The 18,299-nt window shown below is 68.8% G+C and carries 19 protein-coding genes; 7 read left to right on the forward strand and 12 right to left on the reverse strand.

Annotated features, from left to right (window positions below; all coding sequences use genetic code 11):
* Positions 1-340 precede the first annotated feature (340 nt).
* Both ON43_RS29545 and ON43_RS42880 read left to right on the forward strand, forming a co-directional pair.
* Entirely contained in the window at positions 341-1,087 is a 747-nt protein-coding gene (locus tag ON43_RS29545) for a ParA family protein (protein WP_040812767.1), read from the forward strand.
* A complete protein-coding gene (locus ON43_RS42880; RefSeq protein WP_051179427.1) occupies positions 1,087-2,109 on the forward strand; it encodes a hypothetical protein in 1,023 nt (340 codons plus the stop codon). The genes ON43_RS29545 and ON43_RS42880 overlap by 1 nt, the downstream gene beginning before the upstream one ends.
* A 55-nt stretch (positions 2,110-2,164) precedes the next feature.
* On the opposite strand, the gene sepX is transcribed toward ON43_RS42880, so the two are convergent.
* The 4 genes from sepX to ON43_RS29570 all read right to left on the reverse strand — a co-directional run bounded on the left by sepX (position 2,165) and on the right by ON43_RS29570 (position 6,423).
* Positions 2,165-3,259, reverse strand: coding sequence for a divisome protein SepX/GlpR (gene sepX / locus ON43_RS29555; RefSeq protein WP_040812933.1), 1,095 nt, complete (start codon positions 3,257-3,259; stop codon positions 2,165-2,167).
* 193 nt (positions 3,260-3,452) lie between these two features.
* Positions 3,453-4,103 carry a GNAT family N-acetyltransferase gene (locus tag ON43_RS29560; protein WP_040812934.1) on the reverse strand — a complete coding sequence of 217 codons (651 nt, stop codon included), beginning with the start codon at positions 4,101-4,103 and terminating at the stop codon, positions 3,453-3,455.
* Positions 4,104-4,112: 9 nt separating this feature from the next.
* Positions 4,113-5,372 carry a molybdotransferase-like divisome protein Glp gene (glp, locus tag ON43_RS29565; RefSeq protein WP_040812770.1) on the reverse strand — a complete coding sequence of 420 codons (1,260 nt, stop codon included), beginning with the start codon at positions 5,370-5,372 and terminating at the stop codon, positions 4,113-4,115.
* Positions 5,373-5,463: 91 nt separating this feature from the next.
* Entirely contained in the window at positions 5,464-6,423 is a 960-nt protein-coding gene (locus ON43_RS29570; RefSeq protein ID WP_051179438.1) for a UTP--glucose-1-phosphate uridylyltransferase, read from the reverse strand.
* Positions 6,424-6,620: 197 nt separating this feature from the next.
* On the opposite strand from ON43_RS29570, the gene ON43_RS29575 reads away from it, so the two are divergent.
* The 5 genes from ON43_RS29575 to mscL all read left to right on the forward strand — a co-directional run bounded on the left by ON43_RS29575 (position 6,621) and on the right by mscL (position 10,601).
* Positions 6,621-8,276: a purple acid phosphatase family protein gene (locus ON43_RS29575; protein WP_083913822.1), complete on the forward strand. Its 1,656-nt coding sequence runs from the start codon at positions 6,621-6,623 to the stop codon at positions 8,274-8,276.
* A gap of 117 nt (positions 8,277-8,393) precedes the next feature.
* Positions 8,394-8,984, forward strand: a complete 591-nt coding sequence (locus tag ON43_RS29580; protein WP_040812772.1) for a 5-formyltetrahydrofolate cyclo-ligase — start codon at positions 8,394-8,396, stop codon at positions 8,982-8,984.
* A 70-nt stretch (positions 8,985-9,054) separates the two neighbouring features.
* A complete protein-coding gene (locus ON43_RS29585; RefSeq protein ID WP_040812774.1) occupies positions 9,055-9,363 on the forward strand; it encodes an FmdB family zinc ribbon protein in 309 nt (102 codons plus the stop codon).
* 87 nt (positions 9,364-9,450) lie between these two features.
* Positions 9,451-10,098 (forward strand): SAF domain-containing protein, encoded by a 648-nt coding sequence (locus ON43_RS29590; RefSeq protein WP_040812777.1) that lies wholly within the window; start codon positions 9,451-9,453, stop codon positions 10,096-10,098.
* A gap of 101 nt (positions 10,099-10,199) precedes the next feature.
* On the forward strand, positions 10,200-10,601 hold the full coding sequence (mscL, locus tag ON43_RS29595) for a large conductance mechanosensitive channel protein MscL (RefSeq protein WP_040812779.1): 402 nt from the start codon (positions 10,200-10,202) through the stop codon (positions 10,599-10,601).
* Positions 10,602-10,669: 68 nt separating this feature from the next.
* Here mscL and ON43_RS29600 read toward each other — a convergent pair whose 3' ends face one another.
* The 8 genes from ON43_RS29600 to ON43_RS29635 form a co-directional block, all read right to left on the reverse strand.
* A complete protein-coding gene (locus ON43_RS29600) occupies positions 10,670-11,350 on the reverse strand; it encodes an MspA family porin (protein ID WP_040812781.1) in 681 nt (226 codons plus the stop codon).
* A gap of 65 nt (positions 11,351-11,415) precedes the next feature.
* On the reverse strand, positions 11,416-12,096 hold the full coding sequence (locus tag ON43_RS29605; protein ID WP_040812783.1) for an MspA family porin: 681 nt from the start codon (positions 12,094-12,096) through the stop codon (positions 11,416-11,418).
* Positions 12,097-12,397: 301 nt separating this feature from the next.
* Positions 12,398-13,069, reverse strand: coding sequence for an MspA family porin (locus ON43_RS29610; protein ID WP_040812785.1), 672 nt, complete (start codon positions 13,067-13,069; stop codon positions 12,398-12,400).
* Between the two features lie 57 nt (positions 13,070-13,126).
* The gene (locus tag ON43_RS29615; RefSeq protein WP_040812787.1) at positions 13,127-13,798 is read right to left on the reverse strand and encodes an MspA family porin; all 672 of its coding nucleotides are present in this window, start codon (positions 13,796-13,798) and stop codon (positions 13,127-13,129) included.
* Between the two features lie 267 nt (positions 13,799-14,065).
* Positions 14,066-14,317 (reverse strand): hypothetical protein, encoded by a 252-nt coding sequence (locus ON43_RS29620; RefSeq protein WP_040812788.1) that lies wholly within the window; start codon positions 14,315-14,317, stop codon positions 14,066-14,068.
* On the reverse strand, positions 14,314-14,808 hold the full coding sequence (locus tag ON43_RS29625) for a MogA/MoaB family molybdenum cofactor biosynthesis protein (protein ID WP_218003406.1): 495 nt from the start codon (positions 14,806-14,808) through the stop codon (positions 14,314-14,316). The genes ON43_RS29620 and ON43_RS29625 overlap by 4 nt, the downstream gene beginning before the upstream one ends.
* 98 nt (positions 14,809-14,906) lie before the next feature.
* Positions 14,907-16,373, reverse strand: a complete 1,467-nt coding sequence (locus ON43_RS43985; RefSeq protein ID WP_167333476.1) for a S1C family serine protease — start codon at positions 16,371-16,373, stop codon at positions 14,907-14,909.
* Between the two features lie 447 nt (positions 16,374-16,820).
* Positions 16,821-18,200, reverse strand: coding sequence for a sensor histidine kinase (locus tag ON43_RS29635; protein WP_086008054.1), 1,380 nt, complete (start codon positions 18,198-18,200; stop codon positions 16,821-16,823).
* Positions 18,201-18,299 lie beyond the last annotated feature (99 nt).

Raw genomic sequence — 18,299 nt, forward strand, 5'->3', positions numbered from 1 at the left:
GGTCGTCCTCCGATCAAGCCGTGAAAGCTATTCGGTTTCCGTCCAACACTCGCGAATGTTCGGTACTGCCAGTCGATCCGAGATTGCATATTTCGCCCGAAGTGCATGGGGTGCAACGAATGACATGCGTGTTATTCATTACGAAACGGTAACCATTGACGGCTGTGTCCAATTGGACACAGCGGATTTCACGCTTGGACACAGCGGATTTTGCGCTTGGACACAGTCGATTTCGCACCGAATCCGCGACTTCGCGCGCGCCATGGCGGGCGCGCACCCGCGCGCGTGTGAGACTGGCGAACGGAAAAAACCGCCCTCCCCATCATCAGGAGGATGATCGATGACCGAATCCGGTGTACTACCGAATCTTCCCGAACCACTCGTCGTGACGCTCGGGAATCTCAAAGGCGGCGTGGGCAAGACGACTTCCGCCTTCTTCCTCGCCTCGTATTTCGCCACCGTGCACGAACTTCGGGTGCTGGTGATCGACGCCGACCCACTCAGCCAGACCGGGTACAGCTGGTATCGGCGCCTGCAGAAGGCCGAGGTGGAGATCCCCTTCGAACTGCTGGCCTTCCCGTCCAGGCATGTGAACGACTGCATCACCGACAATTCCGGGAAATACGATGTGATCATCGTCGACGCCGGCGGTGAATCCGCGGAGATCTTCAAGGCCGCCGTCCCGGTGAGCGACGAACTGATTCTGGTCACCAGCGTCAGCCCCTCGGAAGTCAAGCGCGTGCCCAGTACCTATCGGGCCGCCGAAGAGGCCGCCGCGGAAAGCGATCGCGCCATTCGAGTGCGGGTGCTCATGACGAAGGTTCCGGTCACCATGAAGAACGGCGTCAATGTGTCCACCGAATACCGCACCCAGCGCGGCAATCTGGAGGACGCCGGATACGACGTCTTCGATTCCTGCGTCAGCGCCTGGAAGTGGTATCGCGAGGCCGCCGACGGCGAAGTCGGCGACGGGGCCGAGAACCCCATCGAGGATCTCGGCGAATATCGCGCCGTCGGCGAGGAATTGGTGCGGCCGTATCTGGAGGACGCGGCGGCCGACCGCATGCCGGTGGAGGTGTCGGCCTGATGCCACCGCAGCGTCGTAAGAGTTCCATCGGCGGCGGGCTGGGCCGCAACCCGCTCTCCGACGAGGCCGAGCACACTCCCCCGGTCTCGCCCCTGCGCGACGCCAAATGGCCGCGCACGCCGCAATTGTCGAAGGCGGCGACCGCGGTGCTCATGTCGCCCGGCGCACCGGCGGCGGCCGAGCCGAAGGCCGCCGCTCCGAAGACCGTCCCCGCGCCCGCACCGAAGGCCGGACCCGCTCCCGAAGCGGTCCGGCCGGTGCTCGAGGTGATCGCGGCCGAACCCGAACCCGTACAACCCGATCCGGCACCCGCCGCATCGGCTCCGGCACCCGCCGCATCGGCTCCGACACCGGCACCTTCGGTGCTGGACCTGCCCCTGCCCGCCACGGGCGGCGAGGGCCCGCTGAGCCGCTCGGAGTCCGAACAGCTCGAGGTCTGCGAATCCTCCATCGATGCCCTGCGGGTGGCGTTCTGGACCGCCGGGCGCGCCCTCCAGATCGTGCGCGACGGCCGCCTCTACCGGGCCGACCACGCCACCTTCGACGACTACGTCGAGAAGCGCTGGGACATGCAGCGGTCCTACGCGCACAAGCTGATCCGGGCCTGGCCGCTGGCCGCGCGGCTGCATCCGGTCGCGCCGTCCATCAACGAGGGCCAGATCCGCGAACTGCTGCCGGTGGCCGCGGCGCACGGCGAGGAGGCGGCGGTCACCGTGTACACCACGCTGGCCGCCGACGTGAAGGTCACCGCGGGCAAGCTCCGCGAGGCGGTCGCGGTGCTGCGCGACGACTACGACGAGCGTGAGGTCGTGCAGCGGCTGCAGGCGTGGCTGCGCGGGGATCTCGTCGAGGAGGAGCAGCCGCAGACCGCGGATGTGTTCAGCTCCGTCGAATCCCGGCTCGCCGCGCTGACGCAGAAGGTGGTGAAGGGTTCCACCGATCATCCGGACGCGGCCCGCGAATTCGCCGCCAAGCTCCGCACTCTCGCGGAGCTGATCGAGCGGAAGATCCCGAACAACTGATCCCCGACAGAGAAAGGGCCCGGCCTGATGGCCGGGCCCTTCTCATTGGTCCTGGCTACTCGCCGACCGCGCGGTATTCCCGACCGCCGGTGGCCCGCTGGCGGGTCGCGCGGGCGGCCGCGGCGTCGAACAGCTCCAGGTGCTCGAAAAGCGGGTCCTCGTCATCGGATTCGACCAGGACCGCGCGGCGCAGCTGGGTGCGGGTCTGCTCGCGATCGGGGCGGGGACGCTCGCGGGTCGCGGGCGGCTCCTCGGCATCCTCGGTGCGCTTGCGGGCCGCACGGGCGGCACGGCGACGCCGGATGTCCTCCTCCAGGCGGACCTGTCTGCGTAGGTATGCGAGATAACCCACCAGCCCGGCTCCGGACAGGGCTGCCAGCCACCACAGCGCCGCGGTGACGGCGAATCCGGCGGCGGCGAGGATCAGGGTGGACAGCACCAGCCCCAGCACGGCGCGCTGGCGGAAGGTGTAGCGGGCCGCGCGGGCGGCGGCGTCGGCCTCGGGGTCATAGCCGCCGCGGCCGCGCCGGGAGGGCACGAAATCCTCGTCGTCCGAATCGAGTTCCGGTTCCGGTTCCGGCTCGGGTTCGCGCAGCGCGGGCATGCGGGCGCGCCGGGGCGCCTCGGGTTCGGGCTCGGGCTCGTCGGTACTGTCGGTCTCGGCATCGGCCTCATCGGCGCTACCGGTCTCGGATTCTCCCTCGTCCGTTGCGGTTTCGGTGTCCGTCTCGGATTCCGTTGCGGCGGAATCGGATTCGATGTTCTCCCCCGCCTCGGCGGCGACCTCGGCCGAATCCGTCTCGGGCTCGGGTGCTTCGGCGGTCACCTGGGCTTCGTCCTTCGGCCCCTCGGTCTCGACTTCCTTCTCGTCCGACGCAGTGGGGCTATCGTCCGATCTGGTCATCCGATCCTCCGGATCCTCGCTCGGGTGCTGAAGCTTCCTGCGAACCGGCACGTAGTCCGGGTCGGTCTCATGTCCGGTCGCCGGACCTTTCCTGGTGCGTCGCTTGGCGCCACCACGATGCAACACCCGCGTGGACAGGGCGGCGTCGGTGTGCTGGCGGATGCGGGGATGCCGGTTGGCGAGCATGGGGAACAGGACGAAGACCCAGAGCACCACCAAACCGATCCACAAGATCGAATTCGGCATTGCCGTCACACCTCCGTCCCGCCCAGATAGCTGTCCCTTCGACGTGCACCGCAGCGCCTACCGGTTGGTAGGCGGACGCACCACCGACGTCCGTAGGGTAAATCCACCGCAAGGTAATTCCCCACAGGCGCGCCGACCACACCCGCAACACTAGTAACAACCACCTCGTAAGGTGGAAACACACAGCTAGTTTTCAGGCTTTGGTGGCGCGTCCGGCACGAATCAGCCTGTCCACCACCGTGCCCGAGACCTCTTCGACCGTCATGCCGACCAGCAAATGGTCGCGCCAGGCGCCGTCGACATCCAGGTAGCGTTGCAGCAGGCCCTCCTCGCGGAAGCCGACATTGCGCAGAACCGCCTGGCTGGCAAGGTTTTCCGGGCGCACGGTGGCCTCCACCCGGTGCAGGCCGACCTCGCCGAAGCAGTGGTCCAGGCCCAGGGCCAGCGCGGCGGTGGCCACGCCCCGGCCGCTGAGCTCGCTCGACACCCAGTAGCCGATCCACGCCGAACGCAGTGCGCCGCGCACGATATTGCCCACGGTGAGCTGACCTGCGAACGAGCCGTCCACCTCGATGACGAACGGGATCATGGCGCCGCGCCGGGCCTCGGCCTTGAGCGCCGACCACAGCGCGGGCCAGTTGCTGGAATGGTTGCGGGCCTCCCACGGGCCGCGGCCCGTCGGCTCCCACTTCTCCAGATAGTCCCGGTCGCGAATGCGAATCCGGCTCCACGCCGAGGCGTCACGCAGCCGGATCGGGCGCAGCGTCACGGTGCCCGCCGCCACCCGTACCGGCCCGAGATGCGCCGGCCACCCCGGATGCTGGGCGGTCCGGAAGACGTTCATGTCCACGCCTCACCCTCGCTGCGCAAGGAAAGCGACCCGCACCTCGTCCCCCGTACGCACCTCGGTGACGTCCGGATCGATGACGATCAGGCTGTTGGCCTCGGCCATGGTGGCCAGCAGATGCGAGGACGCGCCGTTCGGCCCGCCCAGCGGCTGCACCAGGTAGTCGCCGGTCTGCTCGTCGCGCATGAGCTGCGCGCGCAGATAACCGCGGCGACCCGGAATCGAGGCGATGGGCAGGATCGTCCGCGCCCGCACCACGCGCCGCATGGGATGGCGGCGGCCCAGCGCGATCCGGATGAGCGGACGCACCATGACCTCGAAAACCACCAGCGCGCCAACCGGATTCGAGGGCAATAGGAAGGTCGGCACCTCGTCACGGCCGAGCAGGCCGAAACCCTGCACCGAGCCCGGATGCATGGCCACCCGGGTGATCTCCAGCTCGCCCAGGCCCTCCAGGGCCTCGCGCACCTGCTCCGACGCCCAGCCGCCGACCGCGCCCGCGATCACCACGACCTCGGAGCGAACCAGCTGGCCCTCCACCACATCTCGCAGCCGCTTGGGGTCGGAGCTGACGATGCCGACCCGATTCACGTCCGCGCCAGCGTCGCGCGCGGCGGCCGCCAGGGCGTAGGAGTTCACGTCGTAGACCTGACCCGGTCCGGGGGTACGGTCGATATCGACGAGCTCGCCGCCCACCGACAGCACCGACAGGCGCGGGCGCGGATGCACCAGCACCTTGTCCTTGCCCACCGCGGCCAGCAGCCCCACCTGGGCCGGGCCGATGATGGTGCCCGCGCGCACGGCCAGATCGCCGGGCTGCACGTCATCGCCGATGCGGCGCACGTAATCGCCCGAGCGCACCGGCTCGTAGACCTTCACCCGGGCCCGGCCGCCGTCGGTGTTCTCCAGCGGCAGCACGGCATCGGCGAGGGTGGGCAGCGGCGCGCCGGTGTCCACCCGCACGGTCTGACGGGGCTGCAGCCGGATCGGCTGGCGCGACCCCGCGGCCACCTCGCCCACCACCGGCAGGCTCAGATCCACCGAATTGCCGTCCTCGTCGCGGATATTCGCGCCCGCGCCCGCGACATCCACACTGCGCACGGCATATCCGTCGATGGCGGCCTGATCGAAACCCGGCAGCGGACGCTCGGTCACCACATCCTCGGCACACAGCAGACCCTGCGCCTCGCTGATCGCGACCCGAACCGGCCGCGGGGCCACAGCCGCGGCGGTCACCTTGATCTGCTGATCCTCAACCGAGCGCATGCCGCCCTTCCGTTGTCTCGCCCGCCGCGTCCGTCGCGACCGATTCGCCTGTGTCGGTGCGCACGATGTCCATGTCTCCGCGCACGAGGGTCTATTCGTGCGAGGTCAGCTGGGGATTCCAGCCCGGCGCCAACCGCTGCTCGAGCCACTCGCGCAGGGCCGGACCGTATTCCTCGCGTTCCAGAGCGAAATCGACCGCAGCACGAAGATAACCGCCCGGGTTGCCCAGATCGTGTCGCGACCCACGATGCACCACCACGTGGACCGGGTGTCCCTCCGCGATCAGCAGCGCGATGGCATCGGTCAGCTGCAGTTCGCCGCCCGCGCCCGGGGTGATGCGGCGCAGCGCGTCGAAGATGGCGCGGTCCAACAGGTATCGCCCGGCGGCGGTGAAGGTGGAGGGCGCGTCCTCGACGGCCGGCTTCTCCACCATGCCCTTGACCTTCAGTACGTCCGCCGGTCCGTCGGCCAGCTCCTCGACGTCGAAAACGCCGTACGCGCTGACCTGTTCCTTCGGCACGTCGATGGCGCACAGCACCGAACCGCCGCGCGTGGAACGGACCTCGGCCATGACCTCCAGCACGCCCGAGGGCAGCACCAGGTCATCGGGCAGCAGCACCGCGATCGCGGTCTCGTCGTCGTCGAGGGCCGATTCCGCCTGCGCCACCGCGTGACCCAGGCCCAGCGGCTCCTCCTGCACGACCGAGGTCACGTCCAGCAGCCCCGGGGCCTTGCGCACCTTCTCCAGCAGATGGAACTTGCCGCGCTCGGCGAGGGTGCTCTCCAGCACCAGGTCCTCGACGAAATGCGCGACCACGCCGTCCTTTCCGGGCGAGGTCACGATCACCAGCCGATTGGCGCCGGACTCCGCGGCCTCGGCGGCGACCAATTCGATGCCCGGGGTGTCGACCACCGGCAGCAGCTCCTTGGGCACCGTCTTGGTCGCGGGCAGGAACCTGGTGCCGAGCCCCGCCGCGGGAACCACCGCGGTGCGGAAGCAGGCGTCTGCTCCGCCGTTGGGCGACACGGCTCCGCCGCCATTAGCTGTCATGAAATTCACCCTATCCATCGTCACCTGCTCGAAGTCGCGCGTGGCCGCCTCGATATCTCCGAGAGCCTAAGGGGCCGGACGGCCGAGGGCGCACCGAACGCCGACCCGGGCCCATCTGACAGACCGACCCGTTCATTTCATTTGGCGTTCGCCGCGCCGTGATCTAGGTCGTACCCAGCGGTTGTTGACTGACACCTATGACCGACCGTGAGGATCCCCACAGCCCGGACTCCACCCCCGGCAATTCCGCCGCACCCGCCGTGAACTCCCCCGATGCCGGGCGCGGCCTGAGCCGCCGCCGGCTGTTCGGGGCCTCGGCCGTCGCGGGCATCGCCGGACTCGCGGTCGGCGCGGGCGGCGCGGTGGCGCTGCGCGGGAACGGTTCCGGCGCCGAGGCCTGGCCGCGATCGGCCGAACTGGTGACCACCCCGGATCGCGCTGCCGCGCCGCGGGTTTCGGGACTGCACCTGCAGTTCGGGGCCGACGCCGCGCGCGAGATCGTGGTCAGCTGGCACACCACCGGCTCGGTCACCAAGCCCACCGTGCGCTACGGCACCGCCGACGCTGGCTTCGGCAAGAGCGTCCAGGCGCAGACCCGGACCTATCGGGATGCCAAGTCCGGCATCGAGATTCAGGCCCACCACGCGCGCCTCACCGGCCTGTCCCCCGACACCGACTACGTCTACGCCGCCGGGCACGACGGCGCGCCGCCGGAACTCGGCACCATCCGCACCGCGCCCGCGGGCCGCGCCAAGTTCCGGTTCACCAGCTTCGGCGACCAGGGCACCCCGACGGTCGGCAAGATCGTCGACGGCAAGGCCCTCAACGACAACCTCGGCTCCCAGTACGCCGGCGACGTCACCTCCGCGGTGGAATCGCTGGCCCCGCTGTTCAACCTGGTCAACGGCGACCTCTGCTACGCCAATATCGCCACCGACCGGCTGCGCACCTGGAACGACTGGTGGGCCAACAACTCCCGCTCCGCGCGCTACCGGCCCTGGATGCCCGCGCCGGGCAATCACGAGAACGAACTCGGCAACGGGCCGATCGGATTCGCCGCCTTCCAGACCTATTTCACGGTGCCCGACGCCGGGGCCGAGGAACACGCCAAGGGCCTCTGGTACTCCTTCACCGTCGGCGGGATGCGCGTCATCGCGGTCGCCAATGACGACATCTGCCTGCAGGACGGCGGCAACAGTTACGTCAAGGGGTATTCCGGCGGGGCCCAGAAACGGTGGCTGGAAGCCGAATTGGCCAAGGCGCGCGCCGACAAGGGCATCGACTGGGTGGTGGTGTTCATGCACCAGGTCGCCATCTCCTCGGCCGACAAATTCAACGGCGCGGACCTGGGCATCCGGCAGGACTGGCTGCCGCTGTTCGACAAGTACCAGGTCGACCTGGTGCTGTGCGGGCACGAACACCATTACGAGCGTTCACATCCCGTACGCGGAGTGACCGGTTCCGAGACCCTCACACCCAAACCCGCCGACACCCGCAAGGATGTCGTGGACACCGGCAAGGGCACCGTACACCTGGTGATCGGCGGTGGCGGCACCTCCGCGCCGTCCAATCAGCTGTTCTTCCCCGGCGACAAGTGCCGCGTCATCACCGCCGTCGGTGCGGCGGACCCGGCCACCGGGAAGAAGGCGCCGGTGTACGTGCTCGAGGACGCGCCCTGGTCGGCGTTCAAGGACGCCGAACACCCCTACGGCTTCTGCGCTTTCGACGTGGACCCCGGACAGCCGGGCGGCGACACCACCATCAAGGGCACCTACTACGCGCTCACCGGGCCGACCAGCGAACTGAAGGCCGTGGACACCTTCACGTTGACCCGCCCGCGCTCGGATCGCTGACACCGGCCGACTCACTCGTCATCCCGGCGTGCTTTTGGCCGGGATCCATCCCCACCGCGGTGGGTTCCGGCCAAAAGCCTGCCGGAATGACGGGGTCGGCTCGCCTATCGTGTTGGCGTGGTCGACCGAGCGTGGGACAAGCAGGCGTGGCGCGCAGAGATCCTCGCGCGACGCAAGGCGCTGCCCGCCGAGGTCCGCGAGCGCGAGGCGGCGGCGCTGGCCGCCGCGGTCGCCGCCGCGGATCTCGGCGGCGAGGTGGTCTGCGCCTACGTGCCCGTCGGCGGCGAGCCGGGCTCGCTCGCCATGCTCGACGCGCTGCGCGCCGCGGGCGCGCGGGTGCTGCTCCCGGTGACCGGCGAGCCCGGTCCCCTGGAGTGGGCCGAGTACACCGGCCCGGAGGGCTTGCGGCGCGGCCGGTTCGGACTGCGCGAACCGTCGGGCGCCCCGGTCGCGAATGGGATCGCAATGGCGGCGACCATTCTGGTTCCGGCATTGGCGGTCGATGAGCGGGGAGTCCGATTGGGGCGCGGCGCGGGTTATTACGATCGCAGTTTGGGCGCATGCCGCGCCGATGCGCGATTGGTCGCGGTGGTGCGCGACGACGAACTCGTGCGGCGTTTGCCGGAGGAGTCACACGACCATCGAATGGGATGGGCGTTGACCCCGTTCGGCGGGCTGCGGAAGCTCGAAGATCACCTCGGGAATTGACACCCGATTGGCAGCGTTGGCACTGCCAGCTGTAGAGTGCTAAATCGACGAAGAGCGTGGAGGTTACCCGATGCCTACTTACTCGTATGCATGCACCGAGTGCGACAACAAGTTCGACATCGTGCAGTCCTTCTCCGATGACGCACTGACCACCTGCGATCGGTGCAACGGCAAGCTGCGCAAGCTGTTCAACTCGGTCGGCATCGTCTTCAAGGGCAGCGGGTTCTACCGGACGGACAGCCGCAACGGCTCGACCTCCTCCGAGCCGGCCAAGCCGTCTTCCTCGGACAATGGCTCCAGCTCCAGCGCGTCGAGCACGGCGGCTCCGGCGGCCGCGACCTCGGCCGCTGCGTCGAGCGGCTCCACCTCCGCCGCCTGATTCGAGCTTTTCCACAGCCTCTCTCTTTATCCACAGCCCGGGTTCCGCCCGGGCATGTCGGCGTTCGGGTGGTCCTAGGCTGCCCGCATGACGCGACCGCACCGAGTCTTCCTCGAGGAGTTCCGTAGCCGTCTGAACTGGGCGGATACCGTGCTGCTCCGCCGGGCCGGGGCGGTCGCGCTGCTCGTTCTGGCGGCCTTCCTCGCCGTTCGCACCGATCCCGCCGCCGGGCGCACCGAGGTGCTGGTGGCCGCGCGGGACCTGCCGCCGGGGCAGGTGCTGGGCGAGGGCGATCTGCGGCCCGCGCCGCGGGAGACGGCCACGCTGCCGGCCGGGACCGTGCGCGAGGCCGGGCGGCTGCGCGGAGCCACGCTGGCGGGCGCGCTGGCGGCCGGGGAGATCGTCACCGAGCTGCGGGTGGTCGGGCCGCGGCTGGCGGCCGTGGCGGCGCACGCGCCCGATGCGCGCATCGTGCCGATTCGCTTGGCCGACAATGCCGTTGCCGAGATCCTGCGGGCCGGGGACCGGGTGGACGTGGTGGCGGGCGAGGACGCCGGCGGAAACGGCCGTCCCGCACGGCTATTGGCCGCCGACGCGGCCGTGGTGCTGGTGTCGGGGACGGAGGACCCGCGCGGCCGCACCGACCGCGTGGTGCTGGTGGCGCTGGATTCCCGGCGCGCCACCGCGGTGGCCGCGGCCTCCCTGCGCAGCGCGCTCACCGTGGTGTTCCATTGAAACCCGGCACTGCGTTCCACTGAACCGGCGCGCCCGTGAACTAGCATCGCCCGGTACCCCATAACACTGCGTTCGATCCCTCAGGTAGAGGAGTTTCGGCAATGCTCAAGGGTTTCAAGGAATTTCTGCTACGCGGCAATGTCGTCGATCTCGCCGTCGCGGTCGTGATGGGCACCGCGTTCGTCGCGGTCGTCACCGCCTTCACCGACGGCATCATCACCCCGCTACTGGCGGTGTTCGGCGGCTCCAACAAGCTGGGCCTGGGCTTTCAGCTGATCGCCGACAAGCCCGCCACCTTCATCGCCATCGGGCCGATCATCACCGCGGCCATCGACTTCGTGATCATCGCGGCGCTGCTCTACTTCATCCTGGTGGTCCCGGCCAACCGGGCCAAGCGGATGTGGGGCGGTGACGCCCCCGACGCACTCTCGGATAACGAACTGCTGCACCAGATCCGAGACCTGCTCGCCGAGCGCAGCGCGGGCGGCAAGCACGAAAGCTGAAGTCGGGCAACGCAAACGGGCCCGGCGCGAAAAGCGCCGAGCCCGTTGGTATTACAACAGCGAGGGGATCAGCCCAGGCTGAAGGGCTGGCCCCACAGGGTGACCCAGCTGACCACGTTGTCGGTCTCGACCTCGACGCTCACGAAGGCACGAGCCTGCGCGTAGCCGGCACAGCCGTTGAGACCGATGGTCTCATCCGACCAGGTGACCGAGCCGTCGGTGCCGGAGAACTTGTTGCGCTTCTTGTGGACCTCGGAACCGAAGTCGTCGGCCATTTCCTGGTCGAGGACGTAGAACGACTTGGCCTGGCCCGGGCCGAGGCTCAGGTTGGCACCCGAGTTCAGGCTGGCGGACGGGGTGGCATTGCCCGAGCTGTCCCAGCTCACGCCGCCGTCGGCACCGCCGCTGACGCCGCCGCCGTCGATGGTGACCTGGCAGCCGACCACGTAACCCGGGAAGATCTTGCCGCCGGCGGCGGTGGTGTCACCGGAGATGTGGACCTGCGCCGAGGCCGAGACCCAGGCGTTGCGGTGCACGGGGGTGGCACCCATCGACGGGCTGATGTTGGCCGACTCGCCGACCAGCTTGATGGTGACCACGGTGCCGTCGGACAGGGTCTGGGTGATTTCGCCGCCCGGCAGCGGCACGAAGGTGTCGGCGTTGGCCGCGCCGACGGAGAACAGGCCAAGAGCTGCGGTGGCGACGGCACCCACGCCGGCTGCCCGCGCCACGGACTTACGGATGTTCATTTCTGGTTTGTCCCTCAGGTTTTGAATTCGCTTACGCGAGAAAGGATTTGGCGGGCGGAGACCACTTAGCCGATGCTGAACGGCTGGCCGTAGAGGGTGGTCTTGGAGTAGTGGTCGCCGATGATCTCGACGACGGTGTACGCACGCGCCTGGGCGTAGCCCGCGCAACCCTGGATCTGGATCTCGGCATCGCGGTACTCGACGGAGTAGGTGCCCGCCTTCGGGACGTCCTTCGAGTCGATCTGCACGAACGCAACCTGGCCCGGGCCGAGGCTGACGCCCAGCGAACCGCCGACGCCCGCGCTGTTCAGGCTGACGTTGCCGGAGATGCCGGCCGAGATCGCGTCCTCGCCGATGGAGATCTGGCAGCCGACGATGTAGCCGGTGTTGATCTGCGAAATCCCGTGTGTGGACGAGTTGTTGGTGCCGGCGCCACCGGCCGGGCCGTTGTTCGGGCCCGCGGTGCCTTCCGGCGTATCGGTGATCACGGCGGACGCCGCGCCGCTGACCCACACCACACGGCCGGCACCGTTGGCGGAGAGCGACGGCGACACGATGGCGTGTTCGCCCGTACGGGTGATAGTGACGGTGCCCGCCGGGTTCACCTTCTGGCCGTCCGGCAACGGCACAAAGGTGTCGGCATTCGCGGCACCGGTGGACATAAGGCCGATGGCCACGGCCGCGGCCGCGCCGATGCCCGCAAAACGGGCCGCGGTGCGCACACCGTGGGTGCGGTTCTCGCTCATACTTCCCCTCATCAGGTTCTAGCGGTTCAACCTCGACCACCGAGGTTGAAATGGGATCCTGGCCGAATCCCCGGTAGAGTTTGTCGCCACATTGTTGCCACTGTGTTACTGGTAACAATTTCTTTTCGTGTAGCGACGGAGGGCACTTTACATCACCGCTGTGAGCTTTGAGACGTGAGCGAACAAGACCGCTCACTCCCGAACACAAACCCGCAGGTATGTCGAGAAATTCATACATAGCAAAAGGGGCCCGGTGCGATTAGCACCGGGCCCCTTGGGTTTCCGCTGAGCGGAAACTGGATCAGCCGAGACTGAAGGGCTGACCCCACAGCGTGTAGGCGGAGATGACGTTGTCGGTCTCGACCTGGACCGCCACGAACGAGCGGGCCTGGGCGTAGCCGCCGCAGCCGTTCAGGTTGATGGTCTCGTCGGACCAGGTCACCGAACCCGAGCTGCCGGAGAACTTGTTGCGCTTGTAGTGCGCCTCGCTGCCGAAGTCGTCCGGCGCTTCCTGATCGAGCAGGTAGAAGGCCTTCGACTGGCCGGGGCCCAGGGTCAGGTTGCCACCGACATTGGCGGCCGCGGTCGGGCTCGAGCCGTCGTAGTTGGCGCCCACGCTGGGGCCGCCGTTGGCGCCGCCACCGGCGATGTTGACCTGGCAGCCGACCACGTAACCGGGCACGATCTTGCCGCCGACGGTGCCGTTGGTGCCGGACAGCTGGACCCGCGCGGAGCCGGAGACCCAGGCGTTGCGGTGCAGCGGGGTGGCGCCCATCGACGGGTTGATGTTGGCCGACTCACCGGTCATGGAGATGGTCACGACGGTGCCGTCAGCCATCGTCTCGGTGATGGAGCCGCCGGGCAGCGGCACGAAGGTGTCGGCATTGGCGGCGCCGGTCGAGAACAGGCCCAGGGCGGCGGTGGCGACAGCGCCCACGCCGGCGACCCGCGCCATGGTCTTGCGAACGTTCATGATGTTTCCCTCTAGGGTCGAATTCGCTTATGCGAGAAATGAATTGGTGACCGAACGTCAGCCGAGGCTGAACGGCTGCCCGTAGAGGGTGGTCTTGGAGTAGTTGTCGCCGATGACCTCGACGACGGTGTAGGCGCGCGCCTGGGCGTAGCCCGCGCAGCCCTGCACGTCGACCGGCACGTCCTTGTAGTCGATGGCGTAGGTGCCCGACTTGGTGATGTCCTTGGACTGCACCTGGACGAAGGTGACCTGGCCGGGGCCGAGGTTCAGGCCGATCGAGCCGCCCGCGTTGGCGCCGGTCAGGCTCACGCCGCCGGAGACGCCCGCGGAAACGGCGGAGTCGGAGATGTTGACCTGGCAGCCGATGATGTAGCCGGTGTTGACCTGCGAAGTGCCGTGGGTCGAGGAGTTGTTCGAACCGGGCGAGTTGGTCGGGCCGTTGTTCGGGCCGACGGTGCCTTCCGGGGTATCGACGTTGGCGATGACCCGGCCCGAGAGCCAGGCGGTGCGGCCCGCGCCGTTCGCCGACAGCGACGGCGAGATGACGGCGTGCTCGCCGAGACGATCGATGGTGACGCCCGGTCCGGCCTTGTGGCCGTCCGGCAACGGCACGAAGGTGTCGGCGTTGGCGGCGCCGGTCGACATCAGGCCCAAGGCCACAGAGGCGGCCGCGCCGACACCCGCGATACGGGCGGCACGCCGCAAACCGGCGGTCCGGTTCTCGCTCATAGTTCCCTCATCAGTTTTTCTGCGGACAACCCCGACCACCGGGGTTGAAGAGGGTCGCCACGGCACCGAATTCCACACAGGCAACGTTCCGGCACGCGCCTAAAACTCAATAGAACCGTAGCTTTACTGACCCGAAAGAGACCTTAGCCACAACAGCTACCAAATGGCAACAAAAAGATAAAGGACATGGCAAAGCCCACCGTCAGAGCATTGGTTAACTCTCAGCGTTCGTGATGTGCGAGAGACCGATCGTGATGTGCGAGAGACTCAGCCGTGATGCGGCGGGACTTGCGAGCGCAGCCAATCATCGGAGGATCGGCCGGATTCGGGTTCGGGAGTGCGCTCGTCCTTGGTCGTGGACGGCAGCTCGTCACCGAAGACGCGCGCCAGCCGGGCGCGCTCGGCAGGGGTCAAACGACGAGACCCCGCCCGGCGCTCGGCCGGACGGGGTGACTCGGGGGAATCCCGCGATTCCGGCTCGGCGGAATCGGCGGATTCGGGACTATCGGCGTCGGTCATTCCGACAGGCCGGACAGCTCATCGATGACGCGGCTGGCCAGCGGGCCCAGGGTGGCCATGCCGTCCCGGATGGCGGCGCGCGAACCCGGCAGGTTCACCACCAGCGTGCTGCCCGAGACCCCGGCCAGCCCGCGCGAGAGGCCCGCGTCCAGCGAACCCGAGGCCAGCCCGGAGGAGCGCAGCGCCTCGCTGATGCCGGGCAGCACCCGGTCCAGCACCTCTTCGGTGGCCTCCGGCGTCACGTCGCGCGGGGACATGCCGGTGCCGCCGACCGAGATGACCAGGTCGACACCGCCGATCACCGCGGTATTGAGCGCATTGCGGATCTCCACCTCATCGGCCTGCACCGACACCGAGGCGTCCACCAGGAACCCGGCCTCGGTGAGTAGTTCGGTGACCAGCGGACCCAGCGAGTCCACTCCGCCATGGGCGGTTCGGTCGTCGACGACCACGACAAGAGCACGGCCCGCCACAGCGGCATCGATTTCCATGGTGCTCACCGTAGCGTCCTTGTCCGACAACAGCTCCCATCCCCCGTCCGCGGTGACACGGATCGTCGGTGCGCTTTCCCGGTCCTTCTGGTGAATCATCATCGGCCGCCCTCCACTGCTGCCTCGCCGAGGGTCACCTCGACGGTCTTGGGGTTCTTGCCCTGGTCATCGGTGTAGGTCACCTTGACCTTGTCGCCGGGCCGGTGCGAGCGCACCGCGGCGATCAGCGAATTACCCGAATCCACCACCTGGTCATCGATTTTCGTGATGATGGCGTTCTTCGGGATGCCCGCCTTGGCGGCCGGGCCGTCCGGCGACACGTCCATCACGCGCGCGCCGTTCACATCGTCCTGCGCCTTCACGGTGATGCCGATCTGGGCGTAGGTGGCCTTGCCGTTCTTGATCAGCTCGTCGGCCACCCGGCGCGCGGTGTCCACCGGGATGGCGAAGCCCAGGCCGATGGAGCCGCTCTGCGCGCCCGCCGACTCGGCGGTGCCCATGGTGGCGATGGCGGTATTGATGCCGATCAGCTTGCCGTCCATATCGACCAGCGCGCCGCCGGAGTTGCCCGGGTTGATGGCGGCGTCGGTCTGGATGGCGTCGATGACCGTGCCCTGCGAGCCCGGCTCACCGCTGGTGGAGACCGGGCGGTTGAGCGAGGACACGATGCCGCTGGTCACGGTGCCCGCCAGGCCGAGCGGCGAACCGACCGCCACCACGCCCTGGCCGACCGCGAGATTCGCGGACTGGCCCAGTTCGATGGGCTTGAGATCGGTCTTGCCGGTGACCCGGATGACCGCGACGTCCGAGATCGGATCCGCGCCCACCACCGTCGCCGGGGAGGTCGAGCCGTCGCTGAAGGCCACGGTCAGCTTGGCGTTCTGGCCCGCGCCGCTGACCACGTGATTGTTGGTGAGGATCAGGCCGTCCGAGGACAGGATCACGCCGGAGCCCTCACCCTCGGCCCGGGTCCCGGCCACCTGGATCATGACCACGCTGGGCAGCACCTTCTGCGCCACCGCCTGGACCGATCCGGCGGGTGCGGGCTCGGCCTTGCCCTTGCCGACCGGCTGCTCCAGGGCGTTGGTGACCGTGGTGTGGGTGTCGTTGTGGTTGGCCAGGGCCACCACGCCGCCGCCGATGCCGCCGCTCAGCAGCGCCAGCGCGACCGCGCCCGCGACGAGTCCGGCCTTGCCGGACCGCTTCTGCGGCGGCGGGCCGTAGGGCGCGCCCAACTGTCCCGGCACGCCCGGCTGGCCCGGAATCACCTGCGTCGGATGCTGTCCCGTCGCATAGGCCGGATGCTGCCCGGTCGCGTACCCGGCCCCCGACGCCGCGTACGCCTGCCCGTAGGGCTGCTGTGCGGTTCCGAACTGCTGAGCGGCGCCGACCGGAATCTCCTCGGTCGGATGCTTGCCACCGAACTGCTCCGAATAGGCCTGTCCCCCACCGAAAGCCGCACCGTAGGCGGGAGCACCGGGGTGCTGTGGCTGTGCACCCGGATTGGCCTGCTGCGCGCCCGGAATGACCTGGGTGGCCGGATCAGCGCCGTACGGTCCCGGCACGGGCGGCTGTCCCTGCGGTCCGGCCGGACCCGAACCCGGTTGTCCCGCAACGCCGGAGCCCTGCGGCTGCGCGGCCCCGGGGCCCTGCGCCTGCGCGGCGCCGCCGGAAAACGACTGTGCCGCACCGAAACCGGCGGGGGCGGCGGGATGCGGGCGGGGAGCCGGGGCATCGAAGCCGTCGAAGGGCTTGTCCGCGGTCTCGGGGGCGGGCGTGGAGGTGGTGTCGCGCTTGGGTAGGCCCGAGGCGGTGGTTTCGGGCGCGGCGGTCGGGTTCGGCTGAACGCCTTCGGCGGCACTGCCCGGGTGCTCGGCGGCGTTGCCTTCGGGCTCGGTGCCCCGCTGGTTCGAATCCTCGGTCATTTCTCGTTTTCTCCTCGAGTCTCGTCGCCAAGCCTGGCGGGAACGACTGAGAGTGGACTGAGACCGTGCTTGCTTTTCGCCGAGCTTTCAGTTGTCCGCCACGTGCGGTGGTGCGCCTTCTCCAGGCAGCACGATACGGATCAAAGCGCCGCCGCGGTCGGAAGTATCGATGTTGATGGTGCCGCCGTGTTTGGTCACGACCTGCTTCACGATCGCCAATCCGAGCCCGGAACCGGGCATGGAGCGCGAGGCGGTGGTCCGGTAGAACCGCTCGAACACCAACTCGCGTTCGGCGGGCGGAATGCCGGGCCCGGCGTCGTCGACGGCGAATTCCAGCAGTCCGCGCCCGCTCTCGCGCATGGTGACGAATACCTTGGCGCCCTCCGGACTCCATTTGGCCGCATTGTCGAGCACATTGAGCAGCGCGCGTTCCAGGCCCGGTTCGTCGCCGTAGATGAACCAGGGGCGCAGCTTGGCGTCGAATTCGATTCCGGTGCGCCGCCGCCGGACTCGCTCGAGCGCCCGCTCTGCCACATCGCCGAGGTCGATCTGCTCGTACACGGTCTCGGGGGCGTCCTCGCGGGCCAGGTCGACCAGATCGCCCACCAGCGTGGACAACTCCTCGATCTGGGCCATCACGTCGGAGCGCAGCTCGGCCATGTCCTCGTCCGGGATGCGGGGCGCGCCCGGGCGCGAGGAGGCGATGAGCAGTTCCATATTGGTGCGCAAGGAGGTCAGTGGCGTCTTCAGCTCGTGCCCGGCGTCGGCCACCAGCCGCCGCTGCCGCTCCCGGGATTCGCCCAGGGCGCGCAGCATGGTGTTGAAACTCTCGGTGAGCCGGGCCAGTTCGTCGTCGCCGGTGACCGGGATGGGGGTCAGGTCGTCGGTGCGGGCGATGCGCTCGGTCGCGGCGGTGAGCCGGGCGATGGGCCGCAAACCGGTGCGCCCCACGGTGGTTCCGGCCGCGGCCGCCACGATGACCCCGCAGCCGCCGACCACGAACAGCAGCCAGGCCAGCCGGTCGAGCACCTCCTTGGTGGGCTGCAGCCGCTGCGAGACCACCAGGGTGGAACCGGAATGGGTGCGCCGCGCCAGCACCCGCTGATCGTCGACGGTGCGCAGCGAGAAACCGAGCTTGCCGCTGGCCACCTCGCGCTCCTGCGGGCCGATGGGCGGGATCGTGGTCTGCGGCGGCACGTACTGCGACTGGTCCGGGAAGACCAGGGCCACACCGACATCGCTGGAGTACAGCCCGGCGAACACCAGCGACTGGAAGCCGAGGCTGTCGAGGTTGTTGTCGATCATCACCGAGGCCCGCGCCCGCAGTTGCGAATCCACGTCGGCGTACAGCGAGCGCGCCACCATGGCGTAGGCGGCGATGGAGGTGAAGGCGACGGCCACGGCCACCACCGAGGCGGCCAGCAGCGTCACCCGCCAGCGCAGCGACACCGATCGGGTCAGCGGCATCGGCGGCCGCAGTTCGGACGCCTCGGTCCGTGGCCCCGAACCGGCCGCGGTGCGTGCGCCGAGACCGGCCACCACCGGGCGCCGGGGAACGGTTCTACC

This window comes from Nocardia concava NBRC 100430 (genome assembly GCF_000308815.1).
Classification (GTDB): Bacteria; Actinomycetota; Actinomycetes; order Mycobacteriales; family Mycobacteriaceae; genus Nocardia; species Nocardia concava.

Coding starts and splice junctions, on each gene's coding strand:
- ON43_RS29545 (WP_040812767.1), top strand. CDS start 341: ATGACCGAATCCGGTGTACTACCGAATCTTCCCGAACCACTCGTCGTG.
- ON43_RS42880 (WP_051179427.1), top strand. CDS start 1,087: ATGCCACCGCAGCGTCGTAAGAGTTCCATCGGCGGCGGGCTGGGCCGC.
- sepX (WP_040812933.1), bottom strand. CDS start 3,259: ATGCCGAATTCGATCTTGTGGATCGGTTTGGTGGTGCTCTGGGTCTTC.
- ON43_RS29560 (WP_040812934.1), bottom strand. CDS start 4,103: ATGAACGTCTTCCGGACCGCCCAGCATCCGGGGTGGCCGGCGCATCTC.
- glp (WP_040812770.1), bottom strand. CDS start 5,372: ATGCGCTCGGTTGAGGATCAGCAGATCAAGGTGACCGCCGCGGCTGTG.
- ON43_RS29570 (WP_051179438.1), bottom strand. CDS start 6,423: ATGACAGCTAATGGCGGCGGAGCCGTGTCGCCCAACGGCGGAGCAGAC.
- ON43_RS29575 (WP_083913822.1), top strand. CDS start 6,621: ATGACCGACCGTGAGGATCCCCACAGCCCGGACTCCACCCCCGGCAAT.
- ON43_RS29585 (WP_040812774.1), top strand. CDS start 9,055: ATGCCTACTTACTCGTATGCATGCACCGAGTGCGACAACAAGTTCGAC.
- ON43_RS29590 (WP_040812777.1), top strand. CDS start 9,451: ATGACGCGACCGCACCGAGTCTTCCTCGAGGAGTTCCGTAGCCGTCTG.
- mscL (WP_040812779.1), top strand. CDS start 10,200: ATGCTCAAGGGTTTCAAGGAATTTCTGCTACGCGGCAATGTCGTCGAT.
- ON43_RS29600 (WP_040812781.1), bottom strand. CDS start 11,350: ATGAACATCCGTAAGTCCGTGGCGCGGGCAGCCGGCGTGGGTGCCGTC.
- ON43_RS29605 (WP_040812783.1), bottom strand. CDS start 12,096: ATGAGCGAGAACCGCACCCACGGTGTGCGCACCGCGGCCCGTTTTGCG.
- ON43_RS29610 (WP_040812785.1), bottom strand. CDS start 13,069: ATGAACGTTCGCAAGACCATGGCGCGGGTCGCCGGCGTGGGCGCTGTC.
- ON43_RS29615 (WP_040812787.1), bottom strand. CDS start 13,798: ATGAGCGAGAACCGGACCGCCGGTTTGCGGCGTGCCGCCCGTATCGCG.
- ON43_RS29620 (WP_040812788.1), bottom strand. CDS start 14,317: ATGACCGACGCCGATAGTCCCGAATCCGCCGATTCCGCCGAGCCGGAA.
- ON43_RS29625 (WP_218003406.1), bottom strand. CDS start 14,808: ATGGAAATCGATGCCGCTGTGGCGGGCCGTGCTCTTGTCGTGGTCGTC.
- ON43_RS29635 (WP_086008054.1), bottom strand. CDS start 18,200: ATGCCGCTGACCCGATCGGTGTCGCTGCGCTGGCGGGTGACGCTGCTG.